At 52.1% G+C, this 16531-nt stretch carries 14 protein-coding genes and 1 tRNA gene; 11 read left to right on the top strand and 4 right to left on the bottom strand.

All coding sequences use genetic code 11. From position 1 onward, the window contains the following. Positions 1-77 precede the first annotated feature (77 nt). From Q1A34_RS15085 to Q1A34_RS15075, 3 genes are all read left to right on the top strand, one after another. Positions 78-152, top strand: a tRNA-Phe gene (locus Q1A34_RS15085). A gap of 955 nt (positions 153-1107) precedes the next feature. After that, the gene (locus tag Q1A34_RS15080) at positions 1108-2370 is read left to right on the top strand and encodes an alpha/beta fold hydrolase (RefSeq protein WP_300035804.1); all 1263 of its coding nucleotides are present in this window, start codon (positions 1108-1110) and stop codon (positions 2368-2370) included. Between the two features lie 370 nt (positions 2371-2740). Then, positions 2741-3013: a DUF3768 domain-containing protein gene (locus tag Q1A34_RS15075; RefSeq protein ID WP_300035801.1), complete on the top strand. Its 273-nt coding sequence runs from the start codon at positions 2741-2743 to the stop codon at positions 3011-3013. Positions 3014-3278: 265 nt separating this feature from the next. Here the strand turns inward: Q1A34_RS15075 and Q1A34_RS15070 are convergent, their stop codons facing one another. Next, complete coding sequence (locus tag Q1A34_RS15070; protein ID WP_300035798.1) at positions 3279-3623, bottom strand: helix-turn-helix transcriptional regulator; 345 nt, start codon at positions 3621-3623, stop codon at positions 3279-3281. 126 nt (positions 3624-3749) lie between these two features. Here Q1A34_RS15070 and Q1A34_RS15065 point away from each other — a divergent pair, with 126 nt between their 5' ends. The 6 genes from Q1A34_RS15065 (at position 3750) to Q1A34_RS15040 (ending at position 7724) form a co-directional block, all read left to right on the top strand. Then, positions 3750-3902: a hypothetical protein gene (locus tag Q1A34_RS15065; protein WP_300035795.1), complete on the top strand. Its 153-nt coding sequence runs from the start codon at positions 3750-3752 to the stop codon at positions 3900-3902. After that, positions 3903-4355, top strand: coding sequence for a hypothetical protein (locus Q1A34_RS15060; RefSeq protein ID WP_300035792.1), 453 nt, complete (start codon positions 3903-3905; stop codon positions 4353-4355). A 63-nt stretch (positions 4356-4418) separates the two neighbouring features. Continuing rightward, positions 4419-5249 (top strand): heparin lyase I family protein, encoded by an 831-nt coding sequence (locus tag Q1A34_RS15055; RefSeq protein WP_300035789.1) that lies wholly within the window; start codon positions 4419-4421, stop codon positions 5247-5249. A 153-nt stretch (positions 5250-5402) separates the two neighbouring features. Then, positions 5403-5951, top strand: a complete 549-nt coding sequence (locus Q1A34_RS15050) for a YaeQ family protein (protein WP_300035786.1) — start codon at positions 5403-5405, stop codon at positions 5949-5951. Between the two features lie 895 nt (positions 5952-6846). Beyond that, positions 6847-7206 (top strand): DUF6626 family protein, encoded by a 360-nt coding sequence (locus Q1A34_RS22055; RefSeq protein ID WP_366942857.1) that lies wholly within the window; start codon positions 6847-6849, stop codon positions 7204-7206. Between the two features lie 68 nt (positions 7207-7274). Then, positions 7275-7724 (top strand): DUF6641 family protein, encoded by a 450-nt coding sequence (locus Q1A34_RS15040; protein ID WP_300035780.1) that lies wholly within the window; start codon positions 7275-7277, stop codon positions 7722-7724. A 59-nt stretch (positions 7725-7783) separates the two neighbouring features. Here the strand turns inward: Q1A34_RS15040 and Q1A34_RS15035 are convergent, their stop codons facing one another. Further along, a complete protein-coding gene (locus Q1A34_RS15035; RefSeq protein ID WP_300035777.1) occupies positions 7784-8137 on the bottom strand; it encodes a hypothetical protein in 354 nt (117 codons plus the stop codon). Between the two features lie 137 nt (positions 8138-8274). Between Q1A34_RS15035 and Q1A34_RS15030 the strand changes: the two genes are divergently transcribed. Continuing rightward, on the top strand, positions 8275-9639 hold the full coding sequence (locus tag Q1A34_RS15030; protein WP_300035774.1) for a tyrosine-type recombinase/integrase: 1365 nt from the start codon (positions 8275-8277) through the stop codon (positions 9637-9639). 106 nt (positions 9640-9745) lie between these two features. Here the strand turns inward: Q1A34_RS15030 and Q1A34_RS15025 are convergent, their stop codons facing one another. Continuing rightward, complete coding sequence (locus Q1A34_RS15025; protein ID WP_300035771.1) at positions 9746-14038, bottom strand: hypothetical protein; 4293 nt, start codon at positions 14036-14038, stop codon at positions 9746-9748. A 184-nt stretch (positions 14039-14222) separates the two neighbouring features. Next, positions 14223-14834, bottom strand: a complete 612-nt coding sequence (locus tag Q1A34_RS15020; protein ID WP_300036708.1) for a response regulator transcription factor — start codon at positions 14832-14834, stop codon at positions 14223-14225. 53 nt (positions 14835-14887) lie between these two features. On the opposite strand from Q1A34_RS15020, the gene Q1A34_RS15015 reads away from it, so the two are divergent. Then, positions 14888-16474 carry an MASE1 domain-containing protein gene (locus Q1A34_RS15015; protein ID WP_300035768.1) on the top strand — a complete coding sequence of 529 codons (1587 nt, stop codon included), beginning with the start codon at positions 14888-14890 and terminating at the stop codon, positions 16472-16474. The last annotated feature ends 57 nt before the right edge of the window (positions 16475-16531 follow it).

Raw genomic sequence — 16531 nt, 5'->3', positions numbered from 1 at the left:
GACGGCAAAAAGGCTCTGGACACCCTGGCAACAAACTCCTAGAACCCGCTCACCCAGCCATGTGTTTGGCATCCCGTGCCCGGGTAGCTCAGGGGTAGAGCAGTGGATTGAAAATCCTCGTGTCGGTGGTTCGATTCCGCCCCCGGGCACCATTTAAATCAAGCGAAAACAGTAGCTTGCTGGATTTCTGCGATGCAGCATAAATCGCTGAAAACCCGAAAATATCCTATCACAGTGTTAGCACAGTTGGGAAAACACCTGTTAGCACAGTGTGTTGTGAGCGCCGCGCCGTGCGCTTAGCACAGTTCTAGCACATCAGCCTAGCAACGCTCCTTGCCGTGCTTATGGTGCTTTGGGAATGATGATGTGGGTTTAAGCTGCTGGAATTGTTTGGTGAAATCTGTGGTTTTTGCGGTTTGTGGCCAAGTGGTTGTCAAGACAAATTTCTTTTCGCAGGAAAGTCTCGCTACGAATTTTCGTGACGAAAGTTTTTAAGAGTTTTTGTGCGGTTCGTTGCGTCGCAAAATCTTGATTTGATCAACTCTTTAGTTGAAGTGGACCTTCGCAGCAGAATAATTGAACGGGTAAACGGCGGCCAAAGCACCAATTTGCTGCGGCTGCGCTAAGATCGGCTTCGGAGTTCGGCCGTGCTACGATCGGTTGTTCACACTCTTTGCAGAAAGCCTGACAGTTTGGAAGATCCTGCGATGCTCGTTAGACCGCCCTTGCATGACTACACGCCACCGCAAAGCATTCTAGCTGAAGGGAAAGCAGCATTTGCATACTGCTGCGAAGGTACTGGTCGAATTGGCAGGCGTGTTGGTATCAGGATGTCGCGTTGGCGCGCGACCGCTTCGCCGCGACCGGGAAGCGCGGGACATGCGACAGGACCCATTTTATGAACGCGGAGAGCGCTACGCGGCGGACTTGGCGCAGACTGCGCATCGCGTGACGCTCATGCGTGGTTGGGGCGACTGGGGTGCTGTATTTCGTAAGGTCGGTGTGAAAAGGGGTCATCATGGTTTGTCTCCTTGGCTAATGACCCAAAGGTGGACGGTCCCGCATGCCCTTGCTTGTGGGAAAGGTTTGGAAACCCTTTGGATTGTCTTGGGAAACTCTACGGGCGTTTGGATTTTTGTTGGCGAGGCCCTCAAAAAGCGTTTTAGTTATGGGCACATGGAACACCACTTCGCCGATTGCACGCTGGACGACGCCCGCCTGACGCTCACGCGTGGCGGCAGCAAAGTTGCCGTCGAGCCCAAAGTGTTCGACCTGATCCATCTGTTGGTGCGCAATGCCGGGGACCTTGTGACCCGAGACCGGATGGTAGAAGAGGTTTGGGACGGGAGGGTGGTGTCGGAGTCAGCGATCTCCGCCTGCATCGCGGGGGCGCGAAAGGCGGTAGGTGACACCGGCAAGGAACAAGCGGTCATCCGAACCGTTGCACGGCGGGGGCTGATGCTTGTGGCAGAGGTGGAGGGTGACGCGAACGCCCCAGATGATGTCTCGGTTGCGGCCCCTTCTCCGACGACCACTCCGGCGGCCCAGCGAATTCGCTTTTGCCGAAGCGAGGATGGCAATGCAATCGCATATGCCGTCAGCGGTGAAGGCACGCCCGTGCTGCGGTTCGGCCCTCCGTCACTCCACGATCTGGAACTCGAATGGGCCTACGGGCTTCATCGATCTTGGATATCGTCGATGGCGCTCTACACACGATACCTGCGCTTCGACAACGTCGGTAGCGGCCAGTCGGAACGAGTCCTGCGTGACCTGGACTTTGAAATCGAGGCGCGTGACGCAGCGGCTGTCGTCGATGCGGCCGGCTTTGACCGCTTTGCCGCAGTGTCCTATTCGGGCGGATGTATTCCCGCGCTGACTTTCGCGGCGCTCTATCCCGAGCGGCTTGAACGGTTGGCAATCGTGGGCGGATATGTCGAGGGGCGGTCGCGTCGCAGCGCGGATCCGTCGCCCGACGCGTTGAAGAGCATGATAGCCGAGGGCTGGGCGCGGCCCGAAAGCGCCTTCGCGAGTGGCTTTGCGACGACCTACTTTCCCGAAGGCCCAGTAGAGGAAAGGCGCGAAATCCAGCACATGTCGCAGGCTGCTTGCCCACCCGAGATGATGCTGCGCGCCCGCGAATCGGTCAACAATGCGACAGTCGCGCATCTGCTAGGCCAAGTGCGCTGCCCGGTGTTGATCCTGCATGCGCGCGACGATTCCGTGCACCCCCTGTCGCAAGCACAAAAGCTGGCGGCGGGCATTCCGGGGGCCGAACTGGTGGTTCTTGAGACGGCCAACCACGTGCCCCTGTACGGTAGCCCATGCTGGGAGAGCTACAACCGCACGCTCGCGGAGTTCCTAATCGGGTAACGTGGGCGTTGTTCTTCGAACGGAAAATCTAGCGGAGCTGATGGCGGCAAGTCCTGTACACCTGACATAAGCGTCTTGCTAATATCTGTACGCCATAAATAGCTTTGAACCTGTCACTTTTGGGGCCGCAACTAGCAAGGCGGACATTGATGAACACCGCAGCATTCGGCGCATTGGGCTCTTTCGTTGAATCCGCTGCATGCTGCACGAACGGCGGCTTCAATTAGTCATTCTTCAGTCGCTCTTTGAACCATATCGCCATAACTGCTTTGGACCCCACAGTATGAGGTCCCCAATGGCGTCACCTACAGTCAAGCTCATCGCTCAACTGAACGACCAGTTCCGACGATGTGATCCAAGCATACCAGGGATGCGGTTCCTCACAGCGGGTATCATCGAACTGCTCAAACGGAACAGTGTGGATGGTGATGAGATCGTTCGGACTGTCAGTGAGTTCAATGTGTTCACAGAGGACAACGACCCACACGGGGAGCACGACTGTGGCACCTTTGAATATTTGGGCGAAACCTGCTTCTGGAAGATTGACGCGTATGACTACGACTATTCCATGGGTTCGGATGATCCTACGGACCTAAGCAGGACCAAACGTGTGCTCACCGTCATGCTGGCGGAGGAATGGTGATGGTGGAACCAGAGCAGATGCCAAAGCCACGCTGCACAAGTTGTGGGAGCTCCGACATCTTACGGGATGCATATGCGTGTTGGGATGAAAACGCACAGGAATGGACGCTTCACAGCTGCTACGATGATTTCCGCTGCGAGAACTGTGATGTGCAATCCAAACGCGTAGATTTCTTGATTTGATCAAGTTCTTGAAGGTTATCGCTGCTGTAAAAACGCAGGAAAACTTTCGTGAGAAAAGTTTTGAATAAAACTTCCCCGAAAATTCAGCTTTCGCCGTCTTCCCGCAGCACCTGACCCAACTTCAACAGCAAGTTCAGCTGTCGATCATCCATCTGTGCAATCATTGAGTTCACTTGCATGAGAAGACGTTGACGCGCATCGGTTAGATCCTCTTCATCCACATCGAAGAACTCCCGCATGGGCAGACCCAGCACATTGGCGATGTCATAGAGTGTGGAAAAGTTGGGCGCAGTTTTGCCACGCTCGATGTTGGAAATTGTCTCGAACGCTTTGTCGATGGCTTCCGCCAGTTGAGCCTGTGTGAGCCCCTGTTGGGTACGTGCTGCTTTCACGCGCAACCCGATGTTTTGTTTCAACTGCTTACTCATATGATGATCTATAAAGCCGTGTAAAGCACTTGCCCATGTAATGTGGTTTCGCTTATTGCTGCGGTAGTCGGCTCTAAGAGCCGATATTTGAGATCAAACCCGTCTTTGAACGCCAAGGAGCAGCAGATGAAGACTTTTGAAGCCACAGTTCGACTGAGCAATGGACAGACCACCAAAGTGCAAGTGAGTGCGTCGAAACAAACAGATGCGGTTCGCAAGCTGGAAGCCCAATACGGGCGGGGTTCGGTGCTCAACAATTATGCGGGTGAACTTCGCTGAATGGCGCTGCTGGCGGGGCTCATTGTTGCGCTGTTTCTGCTGCTCGCGTTCCACCTTTTGGGGTGGGGTTTCCGCAATCCGCGTTGGCTTATTGTTGGGCTCTGCTGCATTGCTGCGCTGTACAAATATGGGGCAGATCAGCTGGCCGAAGACACTGAGAATGTGATCATTTCGGCTGCTTTTGCGCAGAACTGCCCCAGAGATCATGTGCGGATCACAGTGCGAAATGGTGGTGATGCCGCCATTACCGGATTGCGTTTCAAACTGCAGGGATATCAGCGGAACCACTCCCGCGCTTTGGCCACCCGATACGACAACACGGATCGCATCATCGGTGTGAACCAAGTTTGGAGCGAGTGTTGGCCGGTGTTGCAGTTGGATGATGTGGACCCTGCTTTGCACCCATTTTTGCGTTGGGAAGCAACCATCCGGTCGATCAACTTGACCGATTAACTGGCCAAAAACTTGATTTGATCAAGTTTTCAATCTCACGCATTTTGCCCAAAGGGATATCTTATGAAAGTCTTCGCCACAATTTTGGTGCTGTTGATTGGTTCAACCCAACCATCGACAATCCATGCACAGGAAAACCACGGCACATTCACTTACAACAGCATGGAAACAGGGCCGCGACGGGCCTTCTTTGAAAAGGACCGGAACCTACCCAACAGCTACAGCGTGATCCGCACAGACCCATTTGGCGGAAGTGGCAACGGTCCAGTTCATCGCTTTGAAATCAGAACCGGTGAATGCGGTAGCCCTCTGGATCAAGGCGATTGTTCCTACAATGCTGTGCGCAGTGAGCTTGCGGAAAACAACCATCGTGGCACCCGCTTTGGTCGCATTCAGCCCCGTGAAGCTTGGTATGAATGGGATATTGGTTTCCCCGACGGTTTTCCTTTTGGGCCTCGCCAAACCCGTGGCTACTATCTGTTTGGGCAATGGCACAACGGGGTTTGCCCGCACATGAACTTTGGCATTTGGGGCGGGCGGAACTCTCATATGCTGCATTTGCGTACCAGCCAGATCATTCCTGGGCATCGTCACGGTGATTGCCAACCAGATGAATTGATCCCTGTGATTGACCTGCGCGAGATTGAGGGGCGGTGGGCACATTTTGTTGTGTATGTGCGCTGGAGCACCGGGAATGATGGGGAAGTTCGTGTGTTTGTGGATGGCCAGCAAAGGGTTCAGTTCAACGGGCGCACCTTGATCCCCGAGCATGTGGGGCGGAACCACTTTGATTTTGGCATCTACTTGGCCAACGCGGATAGTTTGCGTCGGGTGCAACCAGCAGAATTGTATTATCGGGACATTCGTCGGACACGTCAGCAACCGCCTATGTGATGGGATTTTTCTGGGGAAGTTCTTGGAAGAAGTTTTTTCAGGAAAGTTTGGTTGGTTTTCCCAACTTGGTTGCGTGCCCCTTTGGTTGGTTTTGAGCTTTCACTGGCCCATCAGACCAAATAGGCATCCCTAACCAAGCAACCGGGAGCCAACATGGCGCAGAAAGCCACCATCTACAAAGTCGAGCTCTCTGTCTCAGATATGGATCGCCACTATTATGAGACGCACAAACTGACTGTGGCCAAGCATCCTTCGGAAACCGATGAACGCATGATGCTGCGTATTTTGGCGTTTGCGTTGAATGCGGATGAACAGCTGGAAATGACCAAAGGTCTTTCGACTGATGATGAGCCAGACATTTGGGAAAGAAGCCTAAGCGGTGAACTCAACAGGTGGATCACATTGGGTTTGCCCAGTGAAAAAATCGTCCGCCAATCCTGCGGTAAGGCCAAGTCCGTGATCATCTATTCGTATGGCGGCAATCCAGCGGAGATGTGGTGGTCAAAGATCAAGAACAGCACCACGCGGTTTGATAACCTCACGGTGGTGAACCTCGCTCAATCGGAGAGTAAACAACTGGCCGAATTGGCCAGCCGCAGCATGCAGATGCAGGTGAATATCCAAGAAGGCGAAGTGATGGTGTCTGTTGGTGACAGCACCGTCTATGTGAACCCGGTGGAATTGAAAGCCGCCAAGCATTGAGCGTCTTTGATGAACACAGACCTTTTCCTGCGCTGGTTGTGTTTTGCAAAGATATCCGGGAAGCCAATGCAGTCCGATCAGGCACAGAACGCAAACAAATCCATAAGCAATCATAAGCTTGGTCGCTTTGGCATCTGCTTGCGCACATGCCGCACAAATCTTCTGTGCACATCCAGTATTCGCTGACGCTCAACTGGCGTGAACATCGATTTTGTGTTTCGTTTCATTGCTTTTTGAAAGAACCAAGAACACTGATTTTGGATGACTATCACTGGCGACTTGAGTGAAGCTGAAAGCTGAACTTCCATACTCAGACAGATTAGAGCTTTTTCTCCCCCCCCCAGCGAACCAACTTGGAAGAAGTGGTTGTGGAGGGGAGAGGGTCTTCGAAGTTCCAGACTTCAGACGAGTTGATCGCTTTTTTCATAAGGAATGTGCGTGTTGCTTGGACGGCGGTGCCCCGTTATCCGTCCTCATTCCCGACCTCAATGCACGGTTAGGATATGATATCCAGCTGCTTATTGGTGCTATGAAACCGACACCAGCAAGCACTGCTTCAGCGCAATTTCCAACGCCTACCACAGTCAAATTTCTACCCCATCAAGAAGCCACAGTTCTCCACGGAGGTGACCATTTCGCATCTGACGATGCCTGGCAGTCCAATTGTTGGGATGTCCCATTCGGTTTTCAGGGCCCAACGCAGCTACGTTCCAGTCGGCTAAGGGTGCCTCATAGTGACGGTCTTCGTCCCGCCCCCGTTTCAAGTTCAGTTCCCTCTATGTGCAGTGCAGTCTCCTGCAACTGCTTCTATTTATACAACTTCGCTGTTCTGAAATCATTATTTAAGGCGGCTTCGCTGCGCGGATAAATAGCTGAGCAGCAAAGGAAAAAATCCATGAGATACAACGAATACGCCGGTGACAATATTCTACGAGATGCGTTCCAGTTATACCGACGAAACAACCTAACCCGGTCCCAGCAGGCATTTTCACGCAGAATTCTGGGAATGGGGCCATCATACTATTCCTGCATGGTCACGCGGAACCGCCAACCAAGTCGGCGCGTGTTGGAAACACTGATGAGTGTGACCAAAACCATCATGGCCGCATTCGTTGGCAACCAGCATTTCCGCCAACCATATGCGGAAAACTTGAACCAAGCGTATGATCAGTTGGAACAATTGGTGGCGCGGATCAACGTTGAGATGACTTTTGTGGAGGTGATGGATGACTTGCAGGTGCTGGAAGACGCATAAACCAGTCGCTCTTCGATCCAGGTGGCATTAACTGATCCTGGCATGTTCCACAAAAGAAGGCCCATGCCATGCAACATCTCCCCCAACTTTCACTCACAGTAAGCTCTCAGAAGACACCTGTTTCACCGGTGGCAAAGAAGCGTTTGAACCTCCTGCGCAAGCTGGAAACCCAAATCGAAGCTGCTGAAGCTGAGCTGCGTGACGAAGAATTCCTCGAAGATATCCGCAAATGGGTGCGCGGGGAGGACGGCGAGCGCAAACAGATCACCGAACAACGCGCAGTGCGCAAATGGTGGTGGCAACATCACACCGGCGCTTGGATGCTGACCCTGCGGGATGGGGCGAAAGAACTACCACTGCTGGAAGACAAGAACAGCATCGAAGTTGGTGAGATCACCAACTTGGTTGAGGTGCTGCAGACGGTTCGTTCAGCGGTTCTGGCCGGAGAGTTGGATGATGCACTGCAGCAGATGGTCAAAACGAAGCCAAAGAAACCCGCTGGCAAGCCAAAAGGGTAGTCCAGCAGTGCGTTGCTGTGAAAGCCGCTGGTTCGCGCCAGCGGCTTTCCTATTGGGTCTTAGGCGGCATCTGCGTATTGGATCACCGCGCCATTCTCGGCATCTTCCAAAACACGCAGTTCCCAATTACGGTTTGGATATTCAGCCACCAGTTGGCTCAACATGCGTTCAGCAATAGCCTCCAGGCTGGCATCACCAACTTGGTGCGTGTCACCGGACCAAAGCTCCATGCAGAACTTGCGAAGGGCAAAATACTCGATTTCACGATCCGCATGATGCACATTTACCCTTACGAAAAACGTAACGCGATGACGATGCTGCTTGCCGATAGGCACCTCAACATTTTTGTCACCGTGAACTAGGTCGCGTTGAAAACTCACTTCGACCCAGCGGTTGATTTTGGATTGTTCCATTGCGTGTCTCCTTTGTTGACACGTTGGGTCTGACCCACTCCTCAAGTTTGGCGAAGATATTGTTTTTGCGCATGAACTTTGGGGCGACTGTGATCCATAGGCTAAGCCCGTAAGAACCACTTCTTGAACTCGTCCAGATGATGCGGTGGCTTTATGCCAAAGGTGACATCAACCACAGGCAGATCAAAATGGACCCAGTTTCAGAAGGTTACACGCTCTATCAACGCCCACCCAACGGGCGCTACTACGTGCAGTACTCAATCAAGGGCCAGGGGCAGCAGCGGCTGTCTTTGGGCACCTCAGACCCCATTGAGGCGGAACGCCGCGCTCAATCCAAATGGATCAAAGCATGTGCACTGGCCGAAGTGGGATTGTCCGTAAACAAAAAGCACTTCGAGAAGATCGCAGAAGAGTTCATCGCGGGCATCGAACTGGCTGTCCAACGCGGGGAGAAAGCAGAATATCACGCGAAACAGTATCCGATGATTGTCCGCCGCTACTTTGTGGAGCACTTCAAAGGCAAGCTGATGAGTGCGCTGAAAGCCGATGACATCGACGAGTACTGGGATTTCCGTAAGGAATACTGGATCACCGGCCCCGGTTCGAAAAACCCACTGATCGAATACACCCGCATGATCAAAGGAGAGAAAACGCGGGTTTTCCGGCCCGTTAAGGAAGGCTATCCATCGAAATCGACCCTGCACAAGGAAAGCCTACTGTTGCGCCAGCTGTTCGAGTTTGGCCAACGCCGTGGCTACGTCATTGAAATCCCTGAGATCCATGCGCCCAAAGACAAACGACGCAAAGACAACAGCAGGCCTGGGTTCACTTGGGAGGAGTTCATGCATCTGAAATCCGTCTCCGAAAATCGTGTGCGCGAGTATGAATTTTCCCAAGATGACCCAACCGGAAAAAATCAAAAAACCTATCAGGACCGGCTCCGACTTCATTGCTTTTGCATGATAGCGGCGTTCACCGGCATGCGGCCCACCGAACTGTTCAATCTCAGCTGGGGTGACATCGAAGCGAGAAAAATCCACGCGGAAAACGGTGAACTCTGTGATGTCACCGTGATGCAGGTGCGCGGCAAAGGCAAAGAACGTGAGATGGCTGCCATGCCGGAAACGCTGACATTCATAAACCTGCTCAAGTCACTGTTTTATGTGGCTACAGGTAGGATGCCCGAGGACAGTGATCCAGTGTTCTTCAACCACGAAGGCAAGCGCATCCGCAGTTTCAAAATTGGTTTGGCCAAACTACTGGTCGCCGCTGACCTACGTGAGGCCCGCAACGGTAAACTCAGAGACAGTTTCAGCTTCCGCCACTTCTACATCACCCAGCAAATCCGGGAAGGTGTTGGGCACCATCTGTTGGGTCGCAACGTTGGCACATCAAGCAAAATGATCGATGCCTACTACAGCAAGATCAGGCCCACCGATGAGATCGCGCAGCTGATACCGGATTGGTCAAAGAAGCGGCTGCTGCAGTATCGTCGGAAGTAATGGGGCTCACAGCGTAGGGCGGGTAGCGATCCTTAGGGTCCATTTCGCCCCTTCTGAAAACCAAAATGCAGAGTTTACACTCGAGAACGGCTATCTCTTGAAAAAATTATGAATAGTCGATGCCCTTTACCGAGAGATGTAACTCTGGATTTTGAGACATCAGCTCATCAGCTTGTGTTTGGAGATGAGCAACGACTTCTTGTAGTCCCCACATTTCTCCACCCTCTGGGTTCCGCCACTGTTTCTGAACTCGTTGGCAAATTAGTAGGCAGCCAACCTGACATCTTTCATGTTGCAGGTATTGGCCGACAAGCTGATCGTGAAGGGCGGTTTCAAACTCAGAAATGCTCCACGTCTCGCGCTTTAGCTCGACAGTTGCATATCCTGGCATAGACTTTGGATGGAGACGCAAATCGGTACGATTCTCATCAGCGACAACTGCCTCTTGGGTGAAGTCAAAAACCCCTCTATCTCGTCCCCGAAGCCAATTTGAGATGAATGAGCGCAAATCTGTCTCCGGTTTTAGCAATCGGAGAGCCTCAATTGGCCGATCTTCCGCATGCAGAATGTCGTGCTCGAATGCATCAAGCCGTCCCATCATTGCTACAAAAAGCGATCTCTTGTCGAATGGAACAAAGGCACTCTCACGGTCTAGTGCTTGAAACACAGTCAGCGGACAAGGTGTATCGTCGCTGATCTGTGCAGCGATTTCATAGGACATTTGGCGGAGCCGGTCAGGCATATGGGAGAACTCTGCTCTTTCTGCGAGTTCATGTAGCACGGATAGAACAGTCGCGTGCTTTACATCTAGCAAGGTGTCAAACAGGAATGATCGCGCATCTTGAGCGTTGTCTCGTACCCCTGGCGAATAGACACCATCGTGACTAACATCTTCGTCGCGGCGAACAGCTTGATAGGCACGCAATATGAGATCACGAAGCAAAGGCACTCGGCGCTCAACGGGAATTGAGTTCAGGTTTGGCGTTCGGCGGTCGTGCCGGTCACCAAACACTAATGCGAAAATTGCCACAGCTTCAGAACGTTGAGAGTTGTCGTCTAGATCGCATGTTTGATCCAAAAGTGCCTGACACCCAATTTCAGGATTTAGGGTTGCCAAAAGGGAAATGTTGAAGCCAATTGGCCAGTCACCGGTCATTCCAGACTGCAACGCATTTGTTACGATCTGCTTTTCTTCGTGCGAGCCGTGCGTAGAAATGATACGGACGGCGTAGTCAACGGCGTCGCGTAAACCTTGAATGTCATCCAGCGGTGTAGTGCTCAGCTGCGGTGCAACATGAGCTGCAAAGGCAGATTTTATGTTGTCCGTTCCGTGATAAAAAACGTCATGAAACATGTCTGCGCGACCTGTTTCACCCAGCTGGTTCAGTTGCGCCAGGCACTCTTGGACAACGGCTTGTGCCGTCGCGTCTGGGTGCTCTTTGTCGAGTTCAACATAGTAGCTGCCAAATCCGTTTAGTTCCAAGCAAGCAATGCGCGAAGCTTGGATAGCTTCTTCGTGTGCAAGTCGGGTTGCCCAACCTGGAACTTCTGCCTCTGCCTTAACTGCTGCCAGGGCCAGGAGGTACTTGTTGAAAATCGTATTGCGCTGGCTGGTCTCGCGTTCACTTGGCAACAATACTTCTGTTTCGCGCCAGTATTTGGACAATTCCGCTCGGTATCGTTCAAGGAATTGTTCGCTAAAGGTACCAGCAATGAGATTACTATCCCAGAGCCCCCAGTGGCTGTCACGTTGCACGCCTTGCTCGATCACCTTGTGAGCATCAAAAAGAACTCCGAGACGCTTGTCACCACCCAACAGAAAGTCTGGATCAGCAAGCACTTCTGAGCGCCAATCAACCCAGTCCTGTACTCGCTTTGCGTCTTCCTGCTTATGTTCTGCATCCCGAGCCTGCATCTCCAGCTCGAATTCATCGGGTTCGCGCGGCTGCGGATTCAAAATGTGATGCAATGTTTCACACCATGCTGGCTTGTCTTGAATCCTCTGCGACACTGATTGCGCCAAATCCGCATTATTTCTCAGATCAAAGAAGTACTTTACGGCCTCAAATGCGACGCCTCGCTGGTATTCGGGTGCATCGTTTTCGAGAGCTGGAAGAAGCCATTCTAAGTCGCTGTCGTCCAGTCGGGTTGATCTTCTGCTCTCTGAAATCGATCGAATGAACCTCGGCCAGTCATCCTCATGCCCCTCAAGTTCGTCGGCCATCTCAAGGCACGCCCAGAACAAGCTCGCGCGAAGGATGGGGTTCTCACCGAAAGCAACCCAAACTGCCTTGGTCTCCTCTTTTGCGATGATGCTCTCACGTCGTTCACCGAAGTGCATTGCTATAGCAACAGCACGCGCCCAGACTTGGGGATTCTCACTCATTGTAGGTATCGATGCGGCACATGCAGCAATGAGACCATCTTGATAGTGATCTTTCTCCGAGCGCGCCTGGTACATTCTACAATCGGCGCGCCGTGTTCGCCAAATGGCGTCAGCTAAGCTGCTGCGCAATGAAATCCTATCCGAACGTGACACCTCTGCGTTCTTCGAGATTTGATAAACCGTATAATTCAATCCATGAACTGAATTTGGTATCTCCACCATGCCATCAATATGAGAAAAGGCTTCATCTATGCCGATTTGTTGCGGGACCAATCGCGGCAGTATGTTCCTCGTAACCCGCTCTGACAAATGGCCTTGCAGCAACTCGTCAGCTAGCAAATGCTTTTGATCGTCCGTACCGCCATCTAGAACGCCCCAAGCTCCGTAGGTTTGGTGAACGGGCCCGGTTTCTGAATCCAAAGCGGCGTCAAGTGCGAGATCAGCACACTCCGAAATTGGAGCTGCGTAGATAAAATCCAGTAGGATTTCTCGGCTGTCGTGCCCGGTGTAGCCCTCCGCCCAAAGCTCCCGCACCACCGGAGCTAGATTTTTATCTGCAATTCGTCGCAGGTTTTCTGCGTCAATCCCTGTTCGGCACCAGTCCTTATTTGAATACTGTTTGACGTATGCTCTTAAAATTTCAGCCTTCAAATCAAGTGGCAAAGCACTGGGCAAACCTTGTCGAAAAAGAAGAGTTGGTTCGAGAACCAATACCTGTTGACGAACATCTGAAAGCCACAGCGACAACCAAGCCGTTATCGGTGCCATACTAGGCCTGACGACCTGCTTACCGCCGATATTGCTGAAAAGTAGCTCGAAAAACTCACGGATTGGCATGCCTTGCTCACGTAGATGGAGCAACCTTCGGGCGGCTAAATACTCTTGCGACGACCTATGGTGAAAGCGAACTGCTCCAACGCCGCTTGGGTCAAACAATGCCTTCCCAATCAGTTCCTCCTGCTCTTGAGGTTGCCAATCAGTGAGAACGTCGTTTACGTGCAAGGTGTCAGGATCATTGTTTTTCTCAGTCTTCAAGCTGCGACGTTTGAGAAGGAACAATGCAAGTGCGATCCGCTCGGCCCCAGCTACGGCTTTGTCTAAGCTTAAGGACCGGCGCTTATTTTCTTCAGTCTCAGCAAGCTTTTCCTGAATACCAAACCGAACTTGCTCTTCCAAATGTCCCAGCGGCTGGCCCGCCTGCAACTGATCAAGAGTGTCCATGATCTCTGCGGGCAGACGGTGAAGATGCCAGAGATCATTGGTTTCAAGGTGATTGCAAAACTCCTCTGCGTAATTTTCGGAGTAAAGCCCCGCAAAATCTCGTACTTCATTCTTGCTTAGCGGTAACATGGAAACGATGTTTACTTGGCTTCGATCTACGCCAACATATTCGGTAGTCGCTGGGCCTTTCTCTTCAGTACTTGTGTCTTCTTTTGAAACCAAAGCAAGAAAAGCTGCTTCTGGATCTGCAGTGACTTCTGGTCGGCTCGCATTTCTTGAAATGCAGAAACGCTTCAAGGAACGTTGATCTACCGAATGTTTCCAATCGGAGGGGCGACAGGACAGAATGACATTGACGCGCCCAAAATAAGGTTCAACTGCATCCGTTAACTTCTTTAGAGCCTTGCGCAGAGTGCCTTCGCGGAGTTTCAACTCATCCAAAGCATCTAGAAAAAAGAAGCCTGTGCAGTTTGCCGAGTTTTTCCAGGCATCGAATATTTCAATATCTTCTGGCTCTAACGCTTCATCAAAACTCTCATCATGTAGGCGTTCCAACGGCACAAAAAATGCAAATTGATCCTGTGATCTCAGTTGCTCAACTTGCGACATGAACTCGAAGGTCTTACCAATACGCCCCTCACCAAGCACCACGACAGGACTCATTCCTAATAAGTCTGACCATGCTTTGACGCCGTGAGGTTGGTCTCCGAAATACGAAAGGTAGTCGGGATCACTGAGTTGCTTTTCCTCTGTGGGGGCAAAACGCCTCTGTATAAGAATTTTGTTCGTCATTCTTGCTGCTCATGTGTCAAATTTTGTGCGAACGGGACTGTATATGCCAATTTGTGGCCACCTTACTGTCCACACTAGCTGAGCCTCTTACCTCGGTAAATCTATCGTGCCCGGAAGGAATGTCTGCTCTCAAGCAGGCAGTGTTTTATAATCAAATACGATGACAAAGGCCCGATTTCGGCCTTCACGTTCGTTCCGCCACATACATAACGGCAAACTTGGTTCGGTTTACCGCACCGGCCTTCTTCAGCAGCGACCGCACATGGTTTTCCACGGTTTTCGGCGACAGCTCCATCTGCGCTGCAATCTCTTTGTCAGTGAGCCCTTCAGCAACCAAGTTGGCGACCTGTGTTTCCGTTTGGGTCAGCGAACCCCAACGATCCTCCAACTGCTTGAGTTCTGCGAGCACTTCTTTGGGGATGAACTGACCGCCAACAGCCATCATCCGCAGCGCATGCAGCAATGGTTCCTCAGACATCACTTTGGGAAGCCAACCAATGGCACCGCCATCGATGGCGGATTTCACCAAATGTGCATCGGTTCGGCCCGATAGCATCCCAACGGTTTGGTTCGGAAACTGCTGCTGGATCATTTCCAAACCCTGCAAGCCGTTGGTCCTGGGCATGTCATAGTCCAAAAGAACCAGATCGAATGGTCCGGCTGTCGCCAGTTGATCCAAGGCTTGATCCACAGAACCTACAGCCACAACGCGTACGTCAGAGTCAATCTGGCTCAGCATGTAGGCCATGGCATTACCAAACATCAGATGGTCGTCTGCGATTAACAGGCTTTTCATCACGCAATTTTCTTTTGTTGATCTATGTCAGCAGCTTGGCTCATTTGACGGACATGAGAAAGACGTTTGAATTTACCAGCCGCGATGCAGTGATCTTTGTTGGACTGATCTTGCTTTGGCTGGTCGCCTACAAATCCGCTGATGTATTCAACTTCTTTGAGACCTATTCCAGCCTGTGGTTTCTGCCAGCTGGCGTGACGCTTTCCATTACCATGGTTGCGCCGGTTCGGTTTGTGTTGGCCCCGTTGGTAGCCAATTTGCTGCTGGCTGTCCCAATCATCTGCAACATTTTGGGCATTGAACACACTGGGTATCGTGATCCCATCCTGCATAGTTTCCGGCTGTTTCTCGTTTATGGCGGTGCGGGCCTGCTGCTGCGGTTTGGTTTCGGCATTCACAGCAGCAACGAGTTGCAAGACCAGATCAGAGTTCTGATGGTCACGATACTCGCGGCAATCATCGGCGCTCTGAGTGGTGTCTCACTGCATGCTGCTGTTGGCAATTTTCCATGGTCAGTCGCCTGGGACATCCTCACACCTTGGGCGGTTGGCGACGCCATCGGCGCGTTCATCGTGCCACCTCTGCTGGTTCCGTTGTTGAAACGCCTGTTTGAACCCAACAACAAACAATCGGTTTTTCCAGATTTAAGCGTCACAGCGTTCCAAGTGTTGGTGATCCTGCTCGCCATGTTCATAGCGTTTTGGGGCGCACAACAGGCGGCAAGCTTAGGGCCGCTTTGGTATGTGATTTTGATCCCGCCGGTGTTCTTTGCAGTCCGTGGTGGGTTCCCATCAGCGGCGACAGCCACAGCATTAACTACGCTGTTAACTCCCCCAACTGCATATTTGCTTGGGTTTGAAGGAGATCGGGTGCCGCTACAATTTCTCCTACTGGTGTCCGCTGGCATCAGCTTGATGATTGGTGCCGCTATCACGGATCGGCAGTTGGCCTTTGATGCCGTCAAACGCAGCGAGGAAAACTTGGAGCAGCAGGTGCATGATCGTACTGCCGAACTGCGTGAAGCCTATGAATTCCAGCAGCATCTGATGCGATCCATTGGCCACGATCTGCGGCAACCCGTGCAATCCATCCATATGATGATGCAAGGGTTGGTACGAGAACATAAGGGCACGGCATCCGCAGAACGCTTGGAGCAAGCACGGGATATCAGCGTAACTGCTGGTGACTTCATCTCGCGTGTTTTGAACTACGCGAAACGGGATGCGGGCAAGGTCGAGTTGCTGGCGGAACGCTTTGCAATCCAAAGGGTGTTTGACCAAGTTCAACAGACGTTTAGGCCTCAAGCTGACGCTGGAGGCATTCAATTGGATATTCAAGACACCCATTTAGAGCTCAACTCTGATGCTCATCTGCTTTGGGAAGCCTTATCCAACTTGGTTCAGAACGCCATCCGATTGAGCTCCAAAGGTGAGGTGGTCATGGTTCAAGCGATGGAAGCCGACGACGCGCTGGTCATCACTGTCGCTGATCAGGTCACCACTAGTACCAACGTGAATGGCCAAGCTGGGTTTGGTTTGGATATCGTCAAACAGATTGCCCAGCTGCTTGATGCACAGTTTGAGCTTCAGCCGAATCGGGCAGAACTGCGTTTCGCCAAGCAGGTGCATCCGGAAGCGTAAGCAGCAGTGCAGAAAAGAACACCAAAGAACTTTCCGCAGAAAAGTTTCTCCGAGTTT

Source organism: uncultured Roseobacter sp. (assembly GCF_947491795.1).
Classification (GTDB): Bacteria; Pseudomonadota; Alphaproteobacteria; order Rhodobacterales; family Rhodobacteraceae; genus Roseobacter.
Note: the sequence above shows the minus strand (reverse complement) of the source record. Positions and strands in the feature narration are given on the sequence as shown.